This is a genomic window from Nonomuraea sp. NPDC049709 (genome assembly GCF_040674815.1).
GTDB lineage: Bacteria > Actinomycetota > Actinomycetes > Streptosporangiales > Streptosporangiaceae > Nonomuraea.
The window spans coordinates 157674-181978 of the sequence record NZ_JBFANM010000012.1; the positions used below are offsets into that span (position 1 = coordinate 157674).

Consider the following 24305-nt stretch of genomic DNA (forward strand, 5'->3'; position numbering starts at 1 on the left):
ATCATGCCCGCCGTCCCCCGACTTGGAGTGAGGCGCGCCCTACCAGACCTCGCCGCTCGTCCTCAGCCCGCGGGTGGGGGTGCGCGGGTGCGGCCCGAAGCGGGGCTCGGGCTCGTACGCGCCGTCCAGCACGCCCGCCACGTAGCCGGCCAGCGCCGGGGCGTGCTTGAACCCGTGCCCGGAGTCCCCGCCCAGCAGCCAAACCCCGGGTGACGCCTCGGCGAGCAGCCACTCGGCGTCGGGCGTGAGCGCGTACTGGCAGACCTGGGTGAACAGCACCGGCGCGGCCGCCAGCGAGGGGAACCTGCGCCGCAGGTAGGTCCTGGCCCGCTCGACGCTGCCCGGGTCGACCACCCGCTCGCCGTGCTCGGGCTCGTACGGCGGCCCCTCCGCGTCGGAGGTCGCCTTCATCCCCACCCCGTCCACGTCGCCGTGCCCGTAGGCCGAGGCCCCGTGGTCCACCCAGGCCGGTGTCTCGGGGACCGACCACGCGGGCGGCACCGCGAAGTGCAGCGTGTCCTGCTTGGTCACGGTGATCGGCAGCCCGTCGAACAGCTCGGGCAGCCACGCGCCGCACGCCCAGACCACCCGGTCGGCGTGCCGCACCTCGCCGTCGATCTCGACCGCGCTCGCGTACGGCGCCGCCTCCCCGGCCACGGGCACCGCCCGCGCCCTGACCAGGCATACCCCGGCAGCCGTGGCCAGCCCCGCCGTCACCTGGGTGGCCCGCCGGGCCCTGATCACGCCGGCGTGCGGCTCCCAGAGCAGGAAGCTGAGGTCGTCGCCGCGGAAGTCGGGGAAGAACCTGCCGCCGTCGGCGGGGTCCAGCACCTCACACGCGATGTCCAGATTTTTCAGGACTCGGGCGCTGGCGTGCTCCCACCCGTCCGGCGTCCCGGCGAACCACAGCATGCCCGCCTCCTGGTACAGCTCCTCGCCGGCCCGTTCGCCGAGCCGCCGCCAGCCGTCCCTGGCCTGCCAGGCGAGCCGGGCGTACCAGTCGTCCTCGCCGTGCGCGCAGCGCAGCAGCCGGGTCTCCCCCGCGCTGGCCTGCCGGACGTGACCCGGCCTGTGCTGCTCGACCAGCGTCACCTGCCAGCCGCTCTCGGCCAGCCGCAGCGCCAGTGACGACCCCCAAATGCCCGCTCCGACCACAATGACCGATTTCATGAGACCACGGTGACCGGAAACCACGTGCCGCCGCAAGAGCGAGTCACACGATGATCAGACGTACGACGACTCCGGCGCAGTTGCCCGCCACGCAGATCCGCACCGGCACCTCGGAGATGCCCGGTGCGGCCGGGACGCCGCCCACGTGGCCGTCGGGGCCGATGCTCACGCCGTCGGGCACCTTGTCGAGGTCGGTGACGGTGAAGGTGGGCACCACGCCCGGGGGGCCGCCGTTGATGCCGATCTCGCCGTCCAGCGCCGCGCCCGCCCGGCCGGGGAAGGTCAGCTCGCGCGGCTCCCACGGCACGTTGGCCAGCACCACGAGCGTGAGCTGCTGTGTCCGGCACGCCGGGCCGGCGCAGACCTGGACGCGGGCGACGTAGGTACCGGAGCGCTGCGGCCTGCCGTACAGGCGGCCGCTCTGGTCGACCTTGATGCCGACGGCGAGGTAGGCGGGGCGGAAGGCCACGCCCTTCGCGGTGGGCAGCAGCCGCTGGTTCACCTCGATGCCCTCGGTGACGTAGAAGGTGTCCTCGACCACGTTGCGGCCGGTCGGGGTGAGCGGGGTCTCGCTGGCCATGGGCGTGGTGAGCGAGGGCAGGGCAGGCGACAAGGCACACATGGCCAGCCCGGCAAGCAGGAGAACCCACCTTTGCCGCATGATTACCCCCCGGCTCTTCTATGTCGATACGTACCCCCGTAACCGCGCAGCGTCACTAGATAATCGATCGCATGGCCGCTGAATCCGCTCAGACCCTGGAACGCGGGCTCCGCCTGCTGAGACTGCTCGCCGACGGCAAGGGCGGGCGCACGCCGACCGAGCTGAGCACGGAGCTGTCGCTGAGCCGGCCCGTGGTGTACCGGCTGCTGACGACGCTGATGAGCGAGGGTTTCGTCCGCCGGGACGCCGAGGGCCGGGTGCACCTCGGGTTCGGGGTGCTGGCGCTGGCCCAGGCCGTGCAACCGCTGCTGCGCGCGGCGGCGGTGCCCACGCTGCGGCGGCTGGCCGAGCAGGTCGGCGCGACCGCGCACCTGACCGTGGCCGAGGGCGACGACGGGCTGGCGGTGGCGGTGGTGGAGCCGTCCTGGACCGACATGCACGTGGCCTACCGCGAGGGCTCGCGCCATCCGCTGGCCAAAGGCGCGGCGGGGCGGGCGATCCTGGCGCTGCGCGAGGGACGGCATGACTACTTCATCACGGAGGGGCAGTTGCAGGAGGGAGCCCGCGGCGTCGCCGCGCCGGTTACCGGGCTGCCATGGCTGGAGGCGTCGGTCGGAGTGGTGACGTTCGGGCCGCTGGGAGAGGCCACCGGGCCACGCGTGGTGGCCGCGGCCGCCGAGCTGGCGGCCGCGCTGGGTTGACATCTCCCGGCCGATGGCAGACGGTAATCACATATAGAGGACACTTCCGTCCGATAATCGGACATGCATGGAGGGGCCGGGATGCCGTACTACCGGGTCGTGGGAGAGGTGCCGCGCAAGCGGCACGTGCAGTTCAGGCGGCCGGACGGCGGTCTCTACGCGGAGGAGCTGATGGGCGAGGAGGGCTTCTCGTCCGACTCCTCGCTGCTCTACCACCGCCACCTGCCGACGGCGATCCTCAAGGCGGAGGCCGTCACCCCATCGGTCGAGACCCGCCTGGAGCCCAACCTGCCGCTCTCGCCGCGCCACTTCCGCACCCAGGAGCTGGCGAGCGCCGGCGACCTGATCACGGGCCGCATCTCCCTGGCGGGCAACGCCGACGTCCGGTTGTCGTACGCCACCAGCGACCGGCCGAGCGAGCTCTACCGCAACTCCATGGGCGACGAGTGCGTCTACGTGCAGAGCGGGCGCGTCCGCTTCGAGTCCACCTACGGCGTGATCGAGGCCGGCGAGGGCGACTACGTCGTCATCCCGACCGGCACCATCCACCGCTGGGTGCCCGACGGGCCGGTGAACGTGCTGGCCATCGAGGCGTCCGGGCACATCAGGCCGCCCAAGCGCTACCTGTCACAGTACGGGCAGTTCCTGGAGCACGCGCCCTACTGCGAGCGCGACCTGCGCGCCCCCGCCGAGCCGCACGTCGTGGAGGGCGAGGAGGTGCCGGTGCTCGTACGCACGCGCGGCGGGCTGACCCGGCTCGTCTACCGCAACCACCCGTTCGACGTCGTGGGCTGGGACGGCTACCTCTATCCGTACGCGTTCAACATCAACGACTTCGAGCCGATCGTGAAGAAGACGCACGCGCCGCCGCCGGTGCACCAGACGTTCGAGGGGCCGGGGTTCGTGGTGTGCTCGTTCTGTCCCCGGCCGCTGGACTATCACCCGGAGGCCATCCCGATCCCGTACAACCACCACAACGTGGACTCCGACGAGTTCATGTTCTACGTGGGCGGCGACTACTCCGCGCGCAAGGGATCCGGCATCGACGTCGGGTCGATCTCGCTGCATCCGGCCGGCTTCACGCACGGGCCGCAGCCTGGGGCGGTGGAGGCGGTGATCGACGCGGTCTCGCGCGGCGTCACGGTGACGAGCGAGATGGCCGTCATGGTGGACACGTTCCGCCCGCTCGACCTCGGCCAGGGCGCCCTGTCCTGCGAGGATCCCGGCTACGCATGGACCTGGGCACGATGAGGCTCTACAGCGCACTGATCGACGACGCGGGCCTGTTCCCGCCGACGTCCCTGCACATGGACGAGGCCCTGGCCCGCAACCAGCGGGACCTGGAGCACGGCAGCCCGGTGCTCACGCACCGCTTCCTGTGCCCGGCCAGCCGGCTCGACCGGCTGCGCGGCATGGACTACCGGCCGCGCCGGATCGGGCTGATCGCCGACACCTCCGAGCTGCCCGACTTCGGCGACCTCCCCGTGGACTACGTCGAGATGCGGCTGCCGCCCGACACGTCCGTCCAGACGCTGGCCGACCGACTGCGCCTGCCCGACGGGGTGCGGCTCTTCGCCGAGGTGGTGCCGCGCAAGATCTCCTTGGACGTGCCCGAGAACTGCGGCCTGAAGATCCGCTGCGGCGGCTCCTCGGCCGACCTGTTCCCGCCGGCCGAGCATCTCGGGCAGTTCATCAGGTCCTGCGCCGAGAACGACATCCCGTTCAAGGCCACGGCCGGGCTGCACCACGCCGTACGCCACTTCGACCCCTCGCTCGGCGTGGACCGGCACGGCTTCCTCAACCTGCTGCTGGCCGTCTGCGAGGCCGTGGAGGGGCGCGATCCGGTGCCGGTGCTGCGCACCACCGACGTCGGCCACCTCGTACGGCTGGCGGGCGCCGTGCCGGACGACACGGCCGAGCAGGCGCGGCGGCTGCTGGTGAGCTACGGCTCGTGCAGCACCGCCACGCCCCTTGACGACCTGCGCACGCTCGGACTGATCGAGGAGGCTTCGTGAGCTTCGGGGTGGACAACCTGCCGTACGGCGTCTTCTCCTGTCCCGGGGAACAACCCAGGGTCGGCGTCCGGTACGGCGACAAGGTGCTCGACCTGGCCCCCGCGCTGCACGACGAGGTCTTCGCGGCCCCCTCGCTCAACCCGTTCATGGCCAGGGGCCGCACGGCCTGGCACGACACCAGGACGCTGATCCGGAACAAGCTCACCGGCGACGTCTCCGTCACCGAGCGGCACCTGATCCCGCTGGACCACGTGCGCCTGCACATGCCGTTCGAGGTGGCCGACTACGTCGACTTCTACTGCTCGCTCGACCACGCGAGCAACATCGGCAAGATCTTCCGCCCCGGCTCCGAGCCGCTGCAGCCGAACTGGCGGCACCTGCCCGTCGGCTACCACGGCAGGTCCGGCACGGTCGTGGTGTCGGGCACCCCGGTCACGCGCCCGCAGGGGCAGCTCGGGCCGGGGAAGTTCGGCCCGTGCCAGAAGCTCGACATCGAGGCGGAGCTGGGGTTCGTGGTGGGCGTGCCGACCGCGATGGGCTCGCCGGCCGGGGCGTTCGAGGATCACGTGTTCGGGGTGACGCTGGTCAACGACTGGAGCGCGCGCGACATCCAGTCGTGGGAGTACGTGCCGCTGGGGCCGTTCCTGGCCAAGTCGTTCGCCACGTCGATCTCCCCCTGGATCACCCCGCTGGAGGCGCTGCCCAGGATCCCCGGCCGCGCCCAGGATCCCGAGCCGCCCGCCTACCTGCGCCGGAAGGCCGACTGGGGGCTGGACATCTCGCTGGAGGTGCTGCTCAACGGGGAGGTGGTGTCGCGGCCTCCGTACTCGGCCATGTACTGGACGCCGGACCAGATGCTCGCGCACATGACGGTGAACGGGGCCTCGCTGCGCACCGGTGACCTGTTCGCCAGCGGCACGATCTCCGGCCCGGAGCGGGGCGAGCGCGGCTCGCTCATCGAGCTGACGTGGAACGGGACCGACCCGATCAAGCTGGCGGGCGGGGAGACCCGCGCGTTCCTCCAGGACGGCGACACGGTCACCATCCGCGCGACCGCAGCCGGCCTGACATTGGGGGAGGTTTCCGGAACTGTCGGATAGGTAACTCGACGTGCTTGCGTGTTGACTCACCGCTACCCTGGGGTCTCCCCTTCCCTCGGAAAGCAGGAGTCGCATGCGTCGTGCCGCGATGTTCTGTGTCGCCTTCCTCCTGGTCTGCCTGGTCTGTTTGGTCTGCGGCTGCGGTTCCGGCCCGACCGAGCCCACGTCGCCGCCGCCGGTCGTGCAGGTCTGGCCGCCGTTCGACACCAAGCGGGCCCGGCCCGACCGGGGGCTGGTGATCAAGGCGCACGGCGGCACGCTCACGCAGGTGCTGGTCTACCAGGACGGCGAGCCGGTGCCCGGCCGGCTCGACGACTCGCGTACGACGTGGCGCACCGACTGGACGCTCAAGCCCGCCACCGAATACACGGTGACCGCCACCGCCTCCCGCGAGGGCGCGCCGGCCACGGTGGCCATGGGCCGCATCCACACCCGCGCCGCCACGAACACGCTCCAGGTGGCCGCCACCTCGCCGCTGCCCGGCGAGACGGTCGGCACCGGCATGCCGATCGTCATCGACTTCGACGCTCCCGTGGAGGAGAAGGCGGCCGTCGAGCGGACGCTCGAGGTCACCTCGCGGACGCCGGTCGAGGGGGCCTGGCGCTGGACCAGCGACACGCAGGTGGTCTACCGCACCCGGCGGTTCTGGACGCCCCGGCAGACGGTCACGGTCACCGCCCATCTGGCGGGCGTACGCGCGGGCGAGGGCCTGTTCGGCGGCACCGACTCGACCTTCTCCTTCACCGTCGGCCGCGAGCAGACCAGCACGATCGACACCCGGACGCATCAGATGGTCGTCCGGCGCGACGGGGCGGTCGTCCAGCGCATGGCCATCAGCGCCGGCAACGCCACCACCCGCGAATACACCACGACCAGTGGCGTCCACCTGACCATGGACAAGGGAAATCCGGTCCGGATGATTTCCCCGGGCCGCGAGGAAGGCGAACCCGGCTTTTACGACATGATGATCGACCACGCCGTGCGCATTTCCAACAGCGGGGAATACGTGCACGCCAAGGACAACGTGTGGGCGCAGGGCCGGGCCAATGTCAGCCACGGCTGCATCAATTCCCGGCCCGATCAGGCGGCCTGGTTCTACGAGTCCTCCCTGCGCGGCGACCCCGTCACGATCACCGGCACCAGCCGCCCGCTCGAATGGGACAACGGATGGGGTTTCTGGCAACTCTCGTGGGAGAAATGGCGCCAGGGAAGCGCCCTGAGCGAATCCGACACCGCACGCGGCGGGGTGCCGAACCGCTGATATCGGTACTACGGTAGAGGAAGGGGAACCACTTACGACCTCAGGCCCGTTGTCCCATACAGGAGGGCCGACATGGATGAATGGATCATCTGGGTAATCCTCGCAGTCGTTCTGGGCGTGGCCGAGATATTCACGCTCACGGCTTCGCTCGGTCTCCTCGGGGTGGCGGCGCTGCTGACCGCCGCGACCGCGGCCCTCGGATTGCCCGTTCCCCTGCAGTTACTGTTCTTCGCAGCCTCCTCCGCGGCCGGCCTGCTGGTGCTCAGGCCGATCGCCATGCGCCATATCAAGCAGCCACCGCTGCAGCGGTTCGGCGTGGAAGCACTCGTCGGAAAGCCCGCCTACGTCGTCGCCGAAGTGACGGGCCGTGACGGTCGCGTACGCATCGGTGGCGAGGAGTGGTCGGCGCGCGCCTACGACGAGACCCTGGTGATCCCCACGGGGGCGACCGTCGACATCATCGAGATCGAGGGCGCCACAGCCCTCGTATATCCCCGGGAGTGACCCATGGACCCGCTGTTGCTGGTCGGACTCTTCGTCATACTCTTCGCGGTGATGACCCTGCTCAAGGCCGTGCGGATCGTCCCGCAGGCCCGCGCCCGCAACGTCGAGCGCCTCGGCCGTTACCACCGCACGCTCAAGCCCGGTCTCAACTTCGTCATCCCGTACATCGACCGCGTCTACCCCATGATCGACCTCCGGGAACAGGTCGTCTCCTTCCGCCCCCAGCCCGTCATCACCGAGGACAACCTGGTCGTCGAGATCGACACCGTCCTGTATTTCCAGGTCACCGACCCGCGGGCGGCGGCGTACGAGATCGCCAACTACATCACGGGCGTCGAGCAGCTCACGGTCACCACGCTGCGCAACGTCGTCGGCTCCATGGACCTGGAGAAGACCCTGACCTCCCGCGACACCGTCAACAGCCAGCTGCGCGGCGTCCTCGACGAGGCCACGGGCAAGTGGGGCCTGCGCGTCAACCGCGTCGAGGTCAAGGCCATCGACCCGCCGAAGACCATCAAGGACGCGATGGAGAAGCAGATGCGGGCCGAGCGCGACAAGCGCGCCGCCATCCTCAACGCCGAGGGCCAGCGACAGTCGCAGATCCTCACGGCCGAGGGTGACAAGCAAAGCAGCATCCTGCGCGCGGAGGGCCAGCGCGCGGCCGCCATCCTGGAGGCCGAGGGCCAGTCGCGGGCCATCGACCAGGTCTTCCAGGCGGTCCACCGCAACGACCCGGACCCGAAGCTGCTGGCCTACCAGTACCTGCAGGTCCTGCCGCAGCTCGCGCAGGGCGAGGGCAACACGTTCTGGGTCATCCCCAGCGAGGTCACCTCGGCGCTGCAGGGCGTCTCGAAGGCGTTCACGGAGGCCCTGCCCCGCTCGGCGGCGACCCGGGAGGAGCTGCCGGAGACGTCGGCGGCGGACGAGGAGGTCGCCAAGGCTTCGGAGGCGGCGGCCGAGGCGGTGGCCGACGCCCAGGAGGCGGAGAGCCCGAACGGCCCCCGGCAGCTCACCCAGGCCGCCCAGGAGCCGTCCCCGTTCCCCGACCTGGACCGGAAGCCGACGGAAGCCGATCGCTGACAGACCGCACCAGGGGCGCCCGCCGTGTGGCGGGCGCCCCTGATGTTGCGGAGTCGAGGGAAGACAATGCCGAGGAATGGCCGTCAGGGGTCAGGCGACGTCGATCAGGTGCCGGATCCGGGTCTCCTGGTGCGCGGCCCTGGCCCGGCAGGCCAGCTTGACGGCCGCGTCGGCGAGCGCGATGTCCCGGTTCACGGGCGGGATGTCATCGCCCATCCTGGTGCGGAGCCAGTCGGAGATCTCGGCCCAGGAGTAGATGCTGATGTTGTCGGCCTCCATGACGGGCTCAGGGAAACCCCCGGGACCGCGCTGCCCGGCGGCGAGCTGGCGCAGGCTCGCCTGCGTACGCCCACCGTGCCGCCGCGCCGCGTCCCCCAGCGTCACCCCGTCCCCTTGGCCGACGCCGACTGCCCAGAGGCCCTCGACCCTACGGAGATCGGTGAGCACAGAGGCGACGGCGTCCAGCAGGCTGGCCGCCGCACGATCGCATCTGAGGTGCACGCTGCCGTCCGGACCGCCTGCTATCGCGCAGTCGTCCAGCCCTGCTTCATACAGAGCGTCCGTTTCCGCGTCGGTAGGCTCGCGATTGAGAACCACACGGAAGTTCCAGGTTGGCATGACTCCTCCTCGCTAGCGCCGCACTGAGTGTGCTCCTCGACCCACCGGAGAATGTCATTCGCGTGGTTGCCCGGGTTTCGCGGCGTGCACCAGATCTTGTATCGCGCGGAACCGCAGGCACATTCGATCCACCCCCAGCAGTGGCCGCTGTGCCTTTCCACTACTACGTTCAACGAATCGATCTTGCGAATCCGCTTGAAGACCGCGTTGATCTCGTTGTGCTGATGTCTTCCTCGACCGACCGTGTACTAACCTTGCAACAGTGTTACATGGTTAGAACGGCTTTTCCACCCCTGGAGCCTCCACCAAGGCAAAAGAAGCCCGCCGCACGACTCTCGCGCGACGGGCGACAGGCCCTTCGGGGGGCGTCAGTGCGACAGCGGCGCCTCCGTGGTGTCCACGAGCACGCAGTCGGCGATCGGCCCCTCGCCCACCCGGGCCCAGATGCCGGCGATCACCCCGCCGTTGTTCTCGCCCACGCTGAACTCCAGCACCCCCGTCTGCCCCGGCCCGATCACGCTCGGGTCGATGGTGAAGCCCGGTTCGCCGCCCTCCGGGGCCGGCCAGACGGACAGTTCGGCCTCGTCGGTGGTGAGGAAGCGGGCGGCGCGGGGCTGGGGGCTGCACTTCTTGCCCATCGGGATGTAGTCCACGACCACGTTCGCCCCCATCCCCCGCAGCTCCTCCTGCAGGCTCTCCGGGTTCCTGGCCTCGTTGATGGTGATGTGGATCAGCCCGTCGGCCCCCTTGGTCACCGCGTACGCGGGAGTGCCGCCGAACAGCAGCGGTACGGCCAGCGCGGCGGCGGCCGCCAGCCCCAGGGCGGGCGCCAGCACGGCGGGGCGCGGGCGGCGGCGTCCGGCGGGCGCCCGGTCGATCTCGGTCATGACGAACTCCTTGAGCAGCCGGTGACGGCCCACGGGAAGATCGCGCTCAGTCGTCCGGTTCATCGGATCTCCTCCTTCGAGGGGCCTCGGTCACCTACTACCTGTCGCCGCTGCGGAGGTGGTTCCCCGGCGCCGGCGAGTTTCCTGCGGGCCCGTGACAGCCGGGACCGGACCGTGCCCACCGGGATGCCGAGCGCCTCGGCCGCCTGGGCGTAGTCGAGGCCGGCCCACACGCACAGCGCGAAGACGTCCTGCTCCTGCCGGCGCAGCCGGTCGTACGCCCGGCGGACGGCGGCCAGCCGGTCGGCGTCGTCGATGCGGCCCACGACCTCGTCGGCGAAGTCCGGCACCCGCTCGCCCCTGGGCAGCCGGGCCAGGGCGTCGTCGTGCCGACGGGCGGCGCGGCGCACGTTGCGGTGCACGTTGGTCGCGATGCCGAGCAGCCAGGGCCTCAGCGAGCCGCCCTCGGGGTCGATCTTCGTACGTAACCGCCACGCCTCCAGGAACGTCAGCGCCATCACGTCCTCGGCGGTGGACCAGTTGCCGGTCAGCCGGAAGGCGTGGTTGTAGACGGCCTTCGAGCACTCGTCGAAGAGCTGCCCGAAGGCCGCCTGGTCCCCGTCGCGTATGCGGGCGCGTATCGACATATCCACATCTGGTTACTGTCCGGCCGCGCCTCCGGGTTCCACCTGCCCGTTGTCGAAGTACGCCGCCAGCCCGGCGTCCAGCCCCGGCACGTCGTACGGCATCCCGCCGTCCCGCAGCGACATCGTCGCCATGTACCCGGCCGCCACGCTCATCCGCGCCGCCACCGGCGAGGTGTCGGTCGCCCCGCCTTCCCTGACGAACCTGAGGAACTCCGTCACGATCTCCACGTCCGCGCCCCCGTGGGAGCCCTGCGCCGCGGGCACCTTGTACGCGATGTCGCAGTCGTCCCGGTAACCGCTGGGCCCGGTGTTCCAGACCTTGACCGTGTCCCCCGGCCCGTCGCCGAAGTTCTCCAGCCGCCCCTCGGTGCCGATCACGGTGTAGTTGCGCACGTAGTCGGGCGAGAAGTGGCACTGCTGGTAGGCGGCGATGACGCCGTTGTCCAGGCGCATGTTCATGACCGAGACGTCCTCGACGTCCACGACGTGGTGCAGGTTCGTGCGCGACGTGGGCGGCCACTCGTACTCCTGCAGCCAGCCCTCGGGCCGCGGCGTGCCGGGGGCCCGGCGCGGCAGGTCGCCGTGGAGCATCAGGTCGCCGAGGGCGTTCACCCTGGTCGTGTAGCCGCCGGCGAGCCAGTGGATCACGTCGAGGTCGTGGGCCGCCTTCTGCAGGAGCAGGCCGGTGGTGCGGGTGCGGTCGGCGTGCCAGTCCTTGAAGTAGTAGTCGCCGCCGTAGGACACGAAGTGGCGCACCCAGACGGTCTTCGGCTCGCCGATGACACCCTTGCCGATGATGTCGCGCATCAGGCGTACCACGCCCATGTGCCGCATGTTGTGCCCCACGTACAGCCGGGTCCCGCTCTCGCGGGCGGCGCGCAGGATGTTGTCGCAGCCCTCCACGGTGATGGCCATCGGCTTCTCCAGGTAGACGGCCTTGCCGGCCCGGAGGCAGTCGATCGCGAGGCGCTCGTGCGTGTCGTCGGGCGTGTTCACCACGATCGCGTCGAGGTCGTCCCGGCCGAGCAGTTCGCGGTAGTCCTCGGTCAGGAACTCCGCCTCGAACGTGCCGGCCTGCCTTTTGAGCACGGCCGGGTCGGAGTCGCACAGCGCGGCCACGACCGAGCCCCTGCCGGGCCGGTGCGCGGCCCGGGCGAGGCTGGTACGCAGGCCGAGGCCGATGACTCCGATGCGCAGATCTTCCACTGGTGTCCTTTCTGAGCTCTCGATCCATTCAACAAGGTCGCGTGAAGCAGGTCTGAGGGGGCACTTAAGAATCCTTCGATGGACACGTCCCGAGTGCAGCGGGCACAGTGCGTTAGGTTCGTAGACGGCGAAAGGTACGGGGATGAAAGCGCTGGTCAAGGAGAGGGCCGAGCCTGGCCTGTGGCTGGTGGACGTGCCGGAGCCGGCGTTGGGACCGGGTGAGGTGAAGATCCGGGTCCTGCGGACCGGCATCTGCGGCACAGACCTGCATATCCGGAAATTTGATGACTGGGCGCGGCACACCCTGGAGCTCCCGCTCATCGTCGGGCACGAGTTCTCCGGGCACGTGGTCGAGGTGGCGCCGGGCGTCGAGGACATCTCCGTCGGCGACCTCGTCAGCGGCGAGGGTCACATCGTGTGCGGCAAGTGCCGCAACTGCATGGCGGGCCGCCGGCACCTGTGCCGCAACACGGTCGGGCTCGGGGTGAACAGGGACGGCGCGTTCGCCGAGTACGTGACCCTGCCCGCCTCGAACGTCTGGGTGCACCGCGTGCCCGTCCACCCCGACGTGGCGGCCATCTTCGACCCGTTCGGCAACGCCGTGCACACCGCGCTGTCCTTCCCCCTCGTCGGCGAGGACGTGCTGATCACCGGCGCGGGCCCGATCGGCCTGATGGCGGCGGCCGTGGCCACGCACGTCGGCGCGCGCAACGTGATGATCACCGACGTCAGCGACGAGCGGCTCGACCTGGCCGGCAAGCTCGGCGTCTCCCTCGCCCTCAACGTCTCCCGCTCCTCCATCGCCGAGGGCATGCGCCAGCTCCACCTGCGTGAGGGCTTCGACGTCGGGCTGGAGATGTCCGGCAACCCGACGGCCATGCGCGACATGATCGCGAGCATGACCCACGGCGGGAAGATCGCCATGCTGGGGCTGCCCGCCGAGGAGTTCGCCGTCGACTGGTCCACCGTCGTGACGTCCATGATCACCATCAAGGGCGTTTACGGCCGGGAGATGTACGAGACCTGGTACAACATGTCCGTCCTGCTGGAAAAGGGCCTCGACCTGTCCCCCGTCATCACCGACCGGTTCTCGTACCAGGACTTCGACGCCGCCTTCGACACGGCCGCGAGCGGCCGGACGGGCAAGGTCATCTTGGACTGGAGCGGAGGAGCTCGGCCGGAGAGAGCGAGGGACGAGCCGAAAGAGGCCGAAGCGGCCGCGACCACAGACAGGAGCGCTTGATGTTCACGAACGTGCGCCAGCAACTGCGTACGACGCTCGACGAGATCACCGAGGCCGGGCTGCACAAGCCCGAACGCGTGATCTCCACCCCGCAGAGCTCCCAGGTCAGCGTGGCCGGTCGCGAGGTGCTGAACTTCTGCGCCAACAACTACCTGGGCCTGGCCGACGAGCCCGCGGTGGTCGAGGCGGCCAAGCAGGCGCTGGACCGGTGGGGGTTCGGCATGGCCTCCGTACGGTTCATCTGCGGCACCCAGGAGGTGCACAAGGAGCTCGAAGCCCGCCTGTCGGACTTCCTGGGCATGGAGGACACCGTCCTCTACAGCTCCTGCTTCGACGCCAACGGCGGCGTGTTCGAGACCCTGCTCGACGCCCAGGACGCGGTGATCTCCGACGCGCTCAACCACGCCAGCATCATCGACGGCATCCGGCTCTCCAAGGCCCAGCGCTTCCGCTACGCCAATCGCGACATGTCGGAGCTGGAGGCCAGGCTGAAGGAGGCATCGGAGGCCCGGCGCCGGCTGATCGTCACCGACGGTGTGTTCTCCATGGACGGATATCTCGCGCCGTTGCGGGAGATCTGCGACCTGGCCGAGCAGTACGACGCCATGGTCATGGTCGACGACTCCCACGCCGTCGGCTTCGTCGGCCCCACCGGCCGCGGCACGCCGGAGCTGCACGGCGTCACCGACCGGATCGACATCATCACCGGCACGCTGGGCAAGGCGCTCGGCGGGGCCAGCGGCGGCTACGTCTCGGCCCGCAAGGAGATCTGCGAGCTGCTGCGCCAGCGCTCGCGCCCCTACCTGTTCTCCAACTCCCTCGCCCCCGTCATCGCCTCGGCGTCGCTGCGCATCCTCGACCTGCTGGAGACCTCCAGCGAGGCCCGCGAGCGGCTGCGCGCCAACACCGCGCGCTTCCGGAGCGAGATGACCCGGGCCGGGTTCGACATCCTGCCGGGCGACCACCCGATCGTGCCCGTGATGATCGGCGACGCCGCCGAGGCCGGCGCCATGGCCGAGCGCCTGCTCGACCTGGGCATCTACGTGATCGGCTTCTCCTACCCGGTGGTGCCGCACGGCCAGGCCAGGATCCGGGTGCAGCTCTCCGCCGCCCACTCGCAGGACGACGTGGACCGCGCGGTGCGGGCGTTCATCGAGGCCAGGGGCTGAGTATCCTGCACGCGTGATAGACACGCGGCGGCTGCGTACGTTGCGCGCGGTGGCCGACCACGGCACGGTCACCGCCGCGGCGGCCGCGCTGCACCTCACGCCCTCCGCCGTGTCCCAGCAGCTCGTCGCGCTGGAGCACGAGGTGGGCCACCGCCTGTTCAACCGTGACGGGCGCGGCGTCCACCTCACCGCGGTCGGCAAGATCATGCTCGGCCACGCCAACGAGGTGCTCGCCCAGCTCGAACGGGCCGAGGCCGACGTGGCCGCGTACACCACGGGCGAGGCCGGCGAGGTCACCGTCGCCTGCTTCGCCACCGCGATCAGCGCCGTGCTCTCCCCCGCCATCGCCGCCCTCCGCACCACCGCCCCCGGCCTGCGCGTACGCGTGCGCGACGCCGAGGGCGACCACAGCCTGGCCATGCTGCTGGACGCGGAGGCGGACCTGGCCGTCACGGTCGAATACCGCGGCGCGCCCGACGCCGCCGACCGCCGGATCTCCCGCCGCCCGCTGTACGCCGAGCCGTTCGACCTCGTGCTCCCCCACGACCACCCGCTGGCCGGATCGGCCACGCTGGTGTCGCTGGCCTCCGAGACCTGGATCGGGCCGTATCCCGGCAACCCGGTGCACGACGTGATCGCGTTCGCGTGCCAGCAGGCGGGCTTCACGCCGAACCTCGTGCACTGCTCCGACGACTTCCGCGCCGTGGTGGCCCTGGTCGGGGCGGGCGCGGGGGTGGCCCTGGTGCCGCGGCTGGCGCTGCGGGACATGGTGCTGCCCGGGGTCGCCGTACGCCATACGCCGGGTCCGGAACGCCGGGTCTTCGCCGCCGTACGCCGGGGCTCCGACGCCCATCCCCTCCTGCGCCCGCTGCTGTCCGCCCTGCGCGCGGCGGCGGAGTCCCTCGGAACGAGCGCTGATCTCCAGGGGTAGCGTGCGGCCATGGGAGACAGCGGGCCGGGTGGCGTACCGTATCGCCGGTTGTTCGGCCTGCCGGGGGTCGCGGCGCAGGGGGTGCTCGGTTTCCTGGCGCAGCTGACGCAGCAGGTGGCGCCCGTCGGGATGGTGCTCGTGGTGCAGAAGGCGACCGGCTCGCTGGCCCTGGCGGGGGTGACGGCGGCGGCGTTCTCCGTCGGGGCGGGCATGGGCCGGCCGGTGCAGGGGCGCATCATGGACCGGCGCGGGCCCCGAGTGGTGCTGGCGGTCACGGCGCTGATCCACGTGGCGGCGCTGCTGGGCCTGATCGGATGCGCCCTGGCCGGGTGGCCGTGGTGGCCCATGCTGGTGCTGGCCTGGGTGTCGGGCGCCGGGCTGCCGCCGATCTCCGTCAGCATGCGGATCGAGTGGGGCCGCAGGATGGCCGGCGAGGGCCGTACCGCCGCCTACAGCCTGGTGTACCTGGTCCAGGAGCTGGCCATGCTCGTCGGGCCGCTGGTGTTCGGGCTGCTGATCGCGGTGGCCTCGACCTCGCTGGCGCTGGGCGTGGTCGCCGCGGCGGCCGGGGCCGGGACGCTGGCCTTCTCCCGGGCGCTGCGGGTAGGCTCCGCGCCGCCCGGGCGGGAGCCGGGGCGGGTCTTCGCCGATCGCCGCATGTTCGTGCTGCTGGCCGTGGTGCTGCTGCTCGGCGGCGTCATCGGGACGCTGGAGGTGGGCCTGCCCGCGCTGGCCGTCGCCCGCGACGTGCCCGCCGCCACCGGGCTGCTCGTGGCGGCGCTGTCGCTGGGCGGGATCGCGGGGGCCGCCGCCTACGGCGCCCGTTCCTGGGGATCGGCCGTCCAGGTGCGGCTCGTGGGGCTGATGCTGGCGCTCGGGGTCGCGCTGGCGCCGCTCGTCCTGATCGGCGCGCTGCCGCTGTTCTGGGCGGCGCTGTTCGCCGGGGGGCTGGTGCTCAATCCGGCGCTGACCACCGGGTCGCTGCTGGTGGACGAGTACGCGCCGGCCGCGCAGGGAGAGGCGTTCGGGTGGGTCTCCACGGCCATCGGGATGGGCGGGGCGGCGGGAGCGGCGGGAGCCGGGGTCGTCGCGGAACGCTTCGGCCCCTCGGCCCCCTTCCTGTCGGCCGCCGCGCTGGCCCTGCTGGGCGCGCTGCTGGCCACCTCGCTGCTCCGCCGCGCCCCGGCCTGACCCGGCCTTGCCCGCGGGTCAGGTGCGGGCGCGGGCCAGGTCGAGGGCTTCGGCGAACCGGGCGTACGTGTCCAGCTCCGCCTCCACGGGCTCCAACACCATCTCCTTGCCGACCTGGCCGATGGCCGTACGCAGGGCCCTGGCCGTACGCCGGGCCCGGCGCCGCCCGCCCGCCCAGGCCGCCAGCCTCGACAACAACGCGATCAGCACCCCGGCCAGCGCGCCCCCCGCCAGCAACGTCGTCGGCCACGGCACCACGCCGACGGTCGGGAGCGGCGGCTGGGGCAGCCGCAGATAGTCCATCGCGAACAGCACCCCGAGCCACAGGACGCCGGCCAGCATGGCCGCGAACACCAGCCACTGCAGGACGTTCACCACCCGCCACCACCTGGGCCGCCTCGTGGCGCCGGCGGACGTCGTGGCCACCGTCCGGTCCACCGCGTCCGCCAGCTCACGGGCGCGCGACCTGGCCGCCTGCCGCACCGCCGCCGCCCACGGCCCGGGCAGCCCGCTCGCGGCCACCTCGCCGACGTCCCTGATCGCGGTCTCGACCTGCGCCCGCTGCACGGCCGACGCCGCCGGCACGGAAGTACGACCGACGATCTCCCCGCCGGACCGCCGGGACGCGCTCCCGATCTCCCCGCCGGACCGCCGAGCCGTGCCGGCGACCTCCCTGCCGGATCGGCGGGACGCGCCGTCGATGCGCAGCCTGCGCAGGGGATCGGGCCGGAACCGCCGGACCCACCTGGTGACCGGCCAGCCGGTGGCGACCACGGCCCGGTGCCGGTGCCCCTTGGCCACGGCCTCCACGACCAGCGGCACCCCGGCCGCCCCACAGAGCGCCCCGGTGAGCGCCCGCCCGGCCCCGGCCATCCGCTTGGCCCCATCCCGCCCGGCCGCCGCACCGACGTCGGGCACCTCCCCGGCCGAAGGACCGGACACCTCACGCCCGGCCGCGTCTTCGCGGGCGGACGTCTCGCGCCCGGCCGCCAGGACGCCTACTCCCGTCCGATCCGCCTCCCGGCCACCCACCGGGAGGCCGGGCTCCTCCGGCGACCCGGCCGGAAGCGCCGGCGCGGGACGAGCATCCTCCGGCGATCCTGCGGGCGGCAACGACGCGGAATCGCCCTCCACCGTCCCCCGAAGAGCGCTCGCCTCCAGCGTCGTGGCGGGACCGGCCGTGGCCAGGTGGTCGGCGGCGGAGGTGAGGTCGGCGGCGAGGCGGGCGGACCAGGACCGGCGTTCCGAGACGCGCTCCCCGAGCAGCGAGCGGAGCTCCCCCAGCCCCTGCCCCGTACGGGCCGACACCGCGAGGACGGGCACCCCGGCCAGGCCGTCGTCGTCCAGCAGGCGGCGCAGGTCGCGCAGGCAGCGGTCCACGGCCTGGGCGGGCAGGCGGTCCACCTGGTTGAGCACCACCACCATCACGTCCCGGTGCCCGGCCAGCGGGCGCAGGTAGCGCTCGTGCAGCGCCGCGTCGGCGTACTTCTGCGGATCCACCACCCACACCAGCAGATCGACCTGTTCCACCAGGCGATCCACCTCCAGGCGGTGAGACAGCCGGATGGAGTCGTGGTCGGGCAGGTCGAGAAGGACGAGCCCGGCCAGCTCCGGGGTCGCGGGGGCGGAGTGGCGGCGGGGGATGTCCAGCCAGTCCAGCAGCGCGCCCGCGCCCTCGCCGTCCCACAGGGCCGCCTGGGCGGTCGAGGTCGTGGGCCTGGTGACGCCGACGGCCGCCAGGTCCTCGCCGGCGAGCGCGTTGTAGAGGGAGGACTTGCCGCTGCCCGTGGCGCCGGCCAGCGCGGCCACGGTGTGGTCGATGGACAGGTCGCGGCGGGTCCCGGCGCGTTCGGCGACCGTACGGGCGCCGGCGACCGCCCGCTCCGACAGCCGTCCCTCGCCCAGGGTGGCCGCCTCCAGCAGGGCGGCCAGCCGGGAGTCGAGGGACGGGCCCTCCTTGCGGCGCAGCAGCTTCACGGCCTCTCCTCCGCGGCGTCGTCGCCGGTCCCGGGTGGCGGCTCCGCCGTCCGCGGCTCCGTCCCGGGCACAGGCGGCTCCGCTGTCCCGGGCACAGGCAGTTCCGCCGTCCGCGCCTCCGTCCCGGGCACAGGCAGCTCGGCCGTCCTCGCGCCGGGCGGCCCATCCGCCGTCGCAGGGGGCAGTTCGGCGCGGTGGTCGCGGATCTGCCGGGCCGCCGCGCGCAGGGCGTCCGCCGTGCCCCTGGGCGGCTCCACCGTCTCCAGCCGGGCCGTGAACCGCCCGGACTCCTCCGCCAGCAGCCCGCGCACCCGCTCGCGCAGGTCCTCCCTGGCCCGTACGGTCAGCGACCGTACCGCCTGGTCCCCGAACACCGCCTCCAGCAACTTCTGCGACAACACGCTCGTCCCGCCCGCGATCCCCACCTCGATCCCCGTCAGCCCGCCGGTCGAGGCGAAGACGGCCAGCATGAGCAGCAGCCCGGCCCCGTTCACCCCGAACGAGGCCACCCTGGCCGTCGTACGCCGCTCGGCCCCTTCCTCCCGCACCAGGTCCAGCACGTACTCCTGCCACCCCCGCACCGCCGCCTCGGCCCGCTTGCCGAGGTCGGGCGAGGCCCGGCCGAGACGGGCGGACTCGACGGCGCCGAGCCGTTCGAGCAGCCCGGGACCCCCTGGCGCGGCCGACCAGCCCTCCAGGGCCCGCTCGGCCGCCCCGTCGGCGGCGCCCCTGATCAGCGCCTCCACGCCGCTCTCCAGGGCGTCCCTGAGCTGCACCTCCGGCACCCGCCCGGTGAAGAAGCCGACGACGCGGTCGCGCAACCACCCCACCCGGCTCTCCAGGGAGCGCATGAGGTCACCGGTGCCGATGAAGTCCTGCCAGCGGGCCAGCACCTCACCGCGAAGCAGCGACCCGTCACGCATGCCCTCGTCGAAGTCGGCCATGCCGCCCGCGTACGCGCCCGACACGATGGAGCGCAGCCCGTCGAAGGCGGCCTGCTGGCGCTCGATGGCCGCGGCGAGCGACGGCACCCGGGTGGCCAGGCTGTCGAGGGCCCCGGACAGCGTCTGGCGGACGACCCGCGACCTCTCGGTGGCGTCGGCGGCCAGCCCCGTGAGCCAGGCGGAGATGGGCGCGACGTAGGAGGCGGGCAGCCGGGCCTTCTCGTCGGGGAGCGCGGCCTCGGGGACGGTGAACAGCCGGGTGCCGTCAAGACCGTTCTCGGTGAGCAGGCGGGCGAGGTCGCGCGAGACGGGCTCGACGGCCTCGGCGGGCGCGCGGTCGAGCACGACGGCCAGCGCGGTGCTGCGTTCGCGGGCGGAGCGCAGGAAGCTCCACGGCACCTCGTCGGCGTAGCGGGCGGCGGTCGTGACGAACAGCCACAGGTCGGCGGCGGCCAGGAGCTGCGCGGCGAGCTCCCGGTTGGCGGTCACCACGGAGTCGATGTCAGGAGCGTCGAGCAGCGCCAGCCCCGCGCCCAGCGCCGGCGAGGTCACCACGCGCAGCGCGCCGGGACCGCCGCCGGTGGCGCGGGACAGGCCGGGCAGCACGTTCTGGCCCATGAACCAGGGCCGGTCGGCCGGGCTGACCACGAGCGTGGGCACCAGCGTGGTGGGCCGCAGCACGCCCGGCTCGGCCACGTCGGCCCCGACCAGCGAGTTGACCAGCGTGGACTTGCCCGCCCCGGTCGAGCCGCCCACGACGGCGAGCAGCGGCGCGTCGATGGCGCGCAACCTGGGCAGCAGGTAGTCGTCGAGCTGCCCGGTCAGCTCGCGCAGCGCGCGCCGGTCGGCCGCCGCCTCGCCGACGGCCAGGGGGAAGAGCTCCCGATCCAGCGGCCGCCGAAGCGACTCCAGCGCGCCCAGCAGGTCCATAAGACCCAAACTAACCGGCCGGTGGCTCCCTCAGCACGTAACCGACGCTGCGCAGCGTGTGAATGAGCCGCGGCTCGACGTCGTCCACCTTGCGCCGGAGGTACGACACGTACGACTCCACCACCCCCGCGTCGCCGCCGAAGTCGTAGTTCCACACGTGGTCGAGGATCTGCGCCTTCGACACCACGCGCCCGGCGTTGACCATGAAGTAGTGCAGCAGCTTGAACTCGGTCGGCGACAGGCGTACCTGACGGCCGCCGCGCCACACCTCGCGCGCGTCCTCGTCCAGCTCCAGGTCGGCCACCTTCAGCTTGCTGGCGGGCGCGCTCTCCCCCCGCGTACGCCGCAGCACCGCCCTGATCCTGGCCTGTACCTCCTCCAGGCTGAACGGCTTGGTCACGTAGTCGTCCCCCACCCGCAACCCGGCGATCTTGTCCTCGGTGGCGTCGCGGGCGGTCAGGAACAGCACGGGCGCGTCGATCCGCCTGGCCACCTCGAACCCGTCCAGGTCGGGCAGCATCACGTCGAGCACCACCAGGTCGGGCGAGGTGCGCACGGCCACCTCGACGGCCTCCTCGCCGTCTTGGGCGGTCAGCACCTCGAACCCGGAGAAGCGCAGGCTGGCGGACAGCAGATCCCTGATGCTGGGCTCGTCGTCCACCACCATGATCAGCGCCTCGGGTTTCGTCACCTACTTAGAGTGACTCAGCCACCTGAGGGTTAGCTGAACACTCACTCCAAGGCGAGTGGGAGTTCCACGCGGAAGGTCGAGCCGCTCGCCGGCGAGCTGTCCACGGTGACCGAGCCGCCGTGGGCGTGCACGAGCGCCTGCACGATGGCCAGGCCGAGCCCGCTGCCCCGGTCCTCGGCCGAGCGGCGGCGCGACCGGGCGGAGTCGGCCCGGTAGAAGCGCTCGAAGACATGCTCGACCTGCTCGGGCGTCAGGCCGGGCCCGGCGTCGACGACCTCGACGAACAGCCGGTCCTTGCCCGCCCCGGCCCGGACGATGATCGGGGAGCCGGGCTCGGTGTGCACGATGGCGTTGGTGACGAGGTTGCTGATGACCTGGCGCAGGCGCACCTCGTCGCCGGAGACGATCAGGGCCGCGCCGCCGACCACGTCCAGCTTGATCACCCGGTCGGGGGCGAGGATCCGGGCATCCTGTACGGCGTCCGCGGCCAGCGCCAGCATGTCCACCGGCCGCATCTGCAACGGCCGCTGCTGGTCCACCCGGGCGAGCAGCAGCAGGTCGTCCACGAGGAGGCTCATCCGGCCCGCGGCCTTCTCCACGCGCTGCATCAGCTCGGCGGGGTCGGCGCCCGGGTTCTGCCTGGCGTACTCGGCGAAACCGCGGATCGAGGTCAGCGGGGTGCGCAGCTCGTGCGAGGCGTCGCCGACGAACTGGCGCATGCGGTCCTCGGAGCGGCGGGCCGCCGCCTCGGACGCCGACCTGGCGGCGAACGCGGCCTCGATCTGGGCCAGCATCCCGTTCAGCGACCTGGCCAGGCCGCCCACCTCGGTGCGCGGGTCGCCGTCCGGCACCCGGCGGCCCAGCTCGCCGGCGGCGATGGCCTCGGCCGTACGCTCGATCTGGCCCAGCGGCCGCATGCTGCGCCGGACGATGGTGATGCCCACGACGGCCAGGATGAGCAGGATGCCGCCACCGCCCAGCACCTCGATGAGCACGAGCCGCCGGGTGATCGCGTCCACCTCCTCCAGGTCGACCGCGACGACGAGCGTGCGCCGCTGGTAGACGCTCTCCAGCACCCGCCACTCGCCGCCGCCGCTGAGGGCCGGCGCGGTGTAGGGATCGGTGCCCGGCGACGGCGACAGCACGGGCTTCGGCTTGATGTCCACGTCGCGGTCGCTCAGCATCGGCACGAACTCGCCGCCCGGCTCCCTGACCAGGGCGATCGCGTCGGACTCGATGAGGATCGGCCGGTCGTCGGTCTCCCTGTCCTTCTTCCAGTCGCTCCTGACCTTGTTGTGCATGCGCGCGTTGAGCAGGTGGAGCTGGCTGTCCACGCGGTCCAGGAGGTAGCCGTGCAGCACCGAGACGCTCACCAGGCCGATGAAGGTCATGCCGAAGCCGAGCAGCGCCAGCATCGACGCGATCAGCTTGACCCTCAGCGGCAGGCCGCGCATCAGGGACTCGGCGGCAGGCGCAGGACGTATCCGACACCGCGCAGGGTGTGGATGAGCCGCGGGCTCCGGTTGTCGATCTTCCGGCGGAGCACGGACACGTACGACTCGACGATGCCCACCTCGCCCCGGAAGTCGTAGTCCCACACGTGGTCGAGGATCTGCGGCTTGGACAGGACGCGGCCGGCGTTCGTCATGAAGTACCGCAGGAGCTTGAACTCGGTCGGCGACAGCGCCACCGCGTTGCCCCCGCGCCACACCTCGTGGCTCTCCTCGTCCAGCTCGATGTCGGCGAACGTCAGCCGGGGCGGCGCCGCCTGCGGCTCCCCGCTCGTACGGCGCAACACCGCGTGGATCCTGGCGACCACCTCCTCCAGGCTGAACGGCTTGGTCACGTAGTCGTCGCCGCCGATCGTCAGCCCGCGGATCTTGTCCTCGGTCTCGTCACGAGCGGTCAGGAACACCACCGGCGTGTGCAGCCCGCCGCCCCGCAACCGCTTGACGATCTCGAAACCGTCCAGGTCGGGCAGCATGACGTCGAGCACGACGAGGTCCGGGCGGTGTCGTTGGACGGCGGCCACGGCGTCGAGACCGCTCTTCGCCGTGGTCACGTCGAAACCCGCGAACCTCAGGCTCGCGGCGAGGAGTTCGAGGATGTTCGGATCGTCCTCGACTATCAGCAGGCGTGATTCCATCACATCCAAGGATGCCCTCATTGGACGGGTGCTGGGACAATTCCGGCAATGTGCCGCGCAATGGCCAGGCTTGAGGTGGCCGCGGGCGAGGGCGCGTTCCTTACGAGGACGACCTTCCCGTGCACGTCCACCACGAAGTCGTCCACCAGCCGGCCGTCCCGCGCGACGGCCTGGGCGCGCACGCCGCTGGGGGCTCTTTCCAGGTCAGCGATGGCGAGCTCGGGCACGTAGCGGCGGGCCCCCTTGAGGAAGGCACTCTTGACGAGGGACGCGTACGTCTCCCTGACCCCTGTGCGCCAGTGCGCCCGGGCCATGCGCAGGGTCCCCGGCCAGCCAAGAATTTGCCGAAAATTACGGAAATTTCGCCACCGGTAGCCTTCATAGGCCAGGGCGAGCACCGCGTTCGGCCCCACCAGCACCCCGCCCCCGATCTGCCGCGTCAGGTGCACGCCCAGGAACGGATAGCGCGGGTCCGGCACGGGATAGATGAGCCCGCGCACCAGGTCCCTGGCGGCGCCCCTGAGCGCGTAGAACTCGCCCCTGAACGGTACGATCCGCACGTCACCCGGCGCCCGGGCCATCCCGGCCACCGCGTCGGTGCCCAGTCCGCCGCACACCACCAGGCGGTCGAAGGCGAGCCTGCGCTGCCCGGCCACCACCTCCACCTTCCCGGCCCGTTCCCTGATCGCCCGGACCGGGTGCGCCAGGCGTACGGACCCGCCCAGCTCGGCCACGTCCAGCGCGAGCCGGCGCGCGACGGCGGGGAAGTCGCAGATCGCGGTGTGCGGCGAGTGGATGGCGCCGACGCCGATAGCGTGCGGCTCGATCTCGCGCAGCGCGAGCCCGTCCAGCTCGGCGATGCCCGGCACGCCGTTGGCGCGCGCCCGCTCGGCCAGCGCGCTCAGCAGCGGCCGCTCGGCGTGGGTGCTCGCCACGACCAGCTTGCCCACCTCGTCGTACGGCAGCCCGTGCGCGGCGCAGTACTCCTTCAGCAGCGCCACGCCCTCGCGGCAGAGCCTGGCCTTGAGCGAGCCCGGCGGGTAGTAGATCCCCGCGTGCACGACGCCGCTGTTGTGCCCCGTCTGGTGGGCGCCGACGCGCCCCTCCTTCTCGAGCACGGTCACTTCGGCACCCCTGGCGGTGGCCAGCTCGCGCGCCACCGCGAGCCCGACGATGCCGGCACCCACGACCCCGATCTTCTCCGTCACATGACGATTTTCCGACTTACCGACC

At 71.9% G+C, this 24305-nt stretch carries 23 protein-coding genes; 11 read left to right on the top strand and 12 right to left on the bottom strand.

The window, feature by feature from the left end; all coding sequences use genetic code 11:
- Positions 1 to 39: 39 nt before the first annotated feature.
- Together AB0J69_RS14600 and AB0J69_RS14605 are read right to left on the bottom strand one after the other, a co-directional pair.
- Positions 40 to 1170, bottom strand: a complete 1131-nt coding sequence (locus tag AB0J69_RS14600; protein ID WP_364116946.1) for an FAD-dependent oxidoreductase — start codon at positions 1168 to 1170, stop codon at positions 40 to 42.
- A gap of 43 nt (positions 1171 to 1213) precedes the next feature.
- The gene (locus tag AB0J69_RS14605) at positions 1214 to 1783 is read right to left on the bottom strand and encodes a hypothetical protein (RefSeq protein WP_364116948.1); all 570 of its coding nucleotides are present in this window, start codon (positions 1781 to 1783) and stop codon (positions 1214 to 1216) included.
- 119 nt (positions 1784 to 1902) lie between these two features.
- On the opposite strand from AB0J69_RS14605, the gene AB0J69_RS14610 reads away from it, so the two are divergent.
- The 7 genes from AB0J69_RS14610 (at position 1903) to AB0J69_RS14640 (ending at position 8492) form a co-directional block, all read left to right on the top strand.
- A complete protein-coding gene (locus tag AB0J69_RS14610; protein WP_364116950.1) occupies positions 1903 to 2532 on the top strand; it encodes a helix-turn-helix domain-containing protein in 630 nt (209 codons plus the stop codon).
- An 81-nt stretch (positions 2533 to 2613) separates the two neighbouring features.
- A complete protein-coding gene (locus tag AB0J69_RS14615) occupies positions 2614 to 3783 on the top strand; it encodes a homogentisate 1,2-dioxygenase domain-containing protein (RefSeq protein WP_364116952.1) in 1170 nt (389 codons plus the stop codon).
- Positions 3765 to 4547: a hypothetical protein gene (locus AB0J69_RS14620; RefSeq protein WP_364116954.1), complete on the top strand. Its 783-nt coding sequence runs from the start codon at positions 3765 to 3767 to the stop codon at positions 4545 to 4547. Before AB0J69_RS14615 ends, AB0J69_RS14620 begins: the two co-directional genes overlap by 19 nt.
- Positions 4544 to 5647 carry a fumarylacetoacetase gene (fahA, locus tag AB0J69_RS14625; RefSeq protein ID WP_364116956.1) on the top strand — a complete coding sequence of 368 codons (1104 nt, stop codon included), beginning with the start codon at positions 4544 to 4546 and terminating at the stop codon, positions 5645 to 5647. The genes AB0J69_RS14620 and fahA overlap by 4 nt, the downstream gene beginning before the upstream one ends.
- A 73-nt stretch (positions 5648 to 5720) precedes the next feature.
- Positions 5721 to 6908, top strand: coding sequence for an Ig-like domain-containing protein (locus AB0J69_RS14630; RefSeq protein ID WP_364116958.1), 1188 nt, complete (start codon positions 5721 to 5723; stop codon positions 6906 to 6908).
- 72 nt (positions 6909 to 6980) lie between these two features.
- A complete protein-coding gene (locus AB0J69_RS14635) occupies positions 6981 to 7412 on the top strand; it encodes an NfeD family protein (RefSeq protein WP_364116960.1) in 432 nt (143 codons plus the stop codon).
- A gap of 3 nt (positions 7413 to 7415) precedes the next feature.
- Positions 7416 to 8492 (top strand): SPFH domain-containing protein, encoded by a 1077-nt coding sequence (locus AB0J69_RS14640; protein ID WP_364116962.1) that lies wholly within the window; start codon positions 7416 to 7418, stop codon positions 8490 to 8492.
- 90 nt (positions 8493 to 8582) lie between these two features.
- Here AB0J69_RS14640 and AB0J69_RS14645 read toward each other — a convergent pair whose 3' ends face one another.
- The 4 genes from AB0J69_RS14645 to AB0J69_RS14660 form a co-directional block, all read right to left on the bottom strand.
- On the bottom strand, positions 8583 to 8876 hold the full coding sequence (locus tag AB0J69_RS14645; RefSeq protein ID WP_364116964.1) for a hypothetical protein: 294 nt from the start codon (positions 8874 to 8876) through the stop codon (positions 8583 to 8585).
- A gap of 602 nt (positions 8877 to 9478) precedes the next feature.
- Entirely contained in the window at positions 9479 to 10060 is a 582-nt protein-coding gene (locus AB0J69_RS14650; RefSeq protein ID WP_364116966.1) for a hypothetical protein, read from the bottom strand.
- Entirely contained in the window at positions 10057 to 10644 is a 588-nt protein-coding gene (locus AB0J69_RS14655; protein WP_364116967.1) for an RNA polymerase sigma factor, read from the bottom strand. Before AB0J69_RS14655 ends, AB0J69_RS14650 begins: the two co-directional genes overlap by 4 nt.
- A 12-nt stretch (positions 10645 to 10656) precedes the next feature.
- Positions 10657 to 11850, bottom strand: coding sequence for a Gfo/Idh/MocA family oxidoreductase (locus AB0J69_RS14660; protein ID WP_364116969.1), 1194 nt, complete (start codon positions 11848 to 11850; stop codon positions 10657 to 10659).
- A gap of 142 nt (positions 11851 to 11992) precedes the next feature.
- Between AB0J69_RS14660 and tdh the strand changes: the two genes are divergently transcribed.
- Genes tdh through AB0J69_RS14680 form a run of 4 tightly spaced genes read left to right on the top strand, consistent with a single transcriptional unit; the run spans position 11993 to position 16384 of the window.
- A complete protein-coding gene (gene tdh / locus AB0J69_RS14665) occupies positions 11993 to 13093 on the top strand; it encodes an L-threonine 3-dehydrogenase (RefSeq protein ID WP_364116971.1) in 1101 nt (366 codons plus the stop codon).
- Positions 13093 to 14262, top strand: a complete 1170-nt coding sequence (locus AB0J69_RS14670; RefSeq protein ID WP_364116973.1) for a glycine C-acetyltransferase — start codon at positions 13093 to 13095, stop codon at positions 14260 to 14262. Before tdh ends, AB0J69_RS14670 begins: the two co-directional genes overlap by 1 nt.
- A gap of 13 nt (positions 14263 to 14275) precedes the next feature.
- Complete coding sequence (locus tag AB0J69_RS14675) at positions 14276 to 15193, top strand: LysR family transcriptional regulator (RefSeq protein ID WP_364116975.1); 918 nt, start codon at positions 14276 to 14278, stop codon at positions 15191 to 15193.
- 9 nt (positions 15194 to 15202) lie between these two features.
- Positions 15203 to 16384 (top strand): MFS transporter, encoded by a 1182-nt coding sequence (locus AB0J69_RS14680; protein ID WP_364116977.1) that lies wholly within the window; start codon positions 15203 to 15205, stop codon positions 16382 to 16384.
- 18 nt (positions 16385 to 16402) lie between these two features.
- On the opposite strand, the gene AB0J69_RS14685 is transcribed toward AB0J69_RS14680, so the two are convergent.
- The 6 genes from AB0J69_RS14685 to lhgO form a co-directional block, all read right to left on the bottom strand.
- Positions 16403 to 18361, bottom strand: coding sequence for a YfjP family GTPase (locus AB0J69_RS14685; protein ID WP_364116979.1), 1959 nt, complete (start codon positions 18359 to 18361; stop codon positions 16403 to 16405).
- A complete protein-coding gene (locus AB0J69_RS14690) occupies positions 18358 to 20235 on the bottom strand; it encodes an ABC transporter (protein ID WP_364116981.1) in 1878 nt (625 codons plus the stop codon). The genes AB0J69_RS14685 and AB0J69_RS14690 overlap by 4 nt, the downstream gene beginning before the upstream one ends.
- 10 nt (positions 20236 to 20245) lie before the next feature.
- Positions 20246 to 20902 carry a response regulator transcription factor gene (locus AB0J69_RS14695; protein WP_364117044.1) on the bottom strand — a complete coding sequence of 219 codons (657 nt, stop codon included), beginning with the start codon at positions 20900 to 20902 and terminating at the stop codon, positions 20246 to 20248.
- A 65-nt stretch (positions 20903 to 20967) separates the two neighbouring features.
- Positions 20968 to 22380, bottom strand: coding sequence for a HAMP domain-containing sensor histidine kinase (locus AB0J69_RS14700; protein ID WP_364116983.1), 1413 nt, complete (start codon positions 22378 to 22380; stop codon positions 20968 to 20970).
- Complete coding sequence (locus tag AB0J69_RS14705; protein WP_364116985.1) at positions 22380 to 23072, bottom strand: response regulator transcription factor; 693 nt, start codon at positions 23070 to 23072, stop codon at positions 22380 to 22382. The genes AB0J69_RS14700 and AB0J69_RS14705 overlap by 1 nt, the downstream gene beginning before the upstream one ends.
- 17 nt (positions 23073 to 23089) lie before the next feature.
- Positions 23090 to 24280, bottom strand: a complete 1191-nt coding sequence (lhgO, locus tag AB0J69_RS14710) for an L-2-hydroxyglutarate oxidase (protein ID WP_364116987.1) — start codon at positions 24278 to 24280, stop codon at positions 23090 to 23092.
- Between the last annotated feature and the right edge of the window lie 25 nt (positions 24281 to 24305).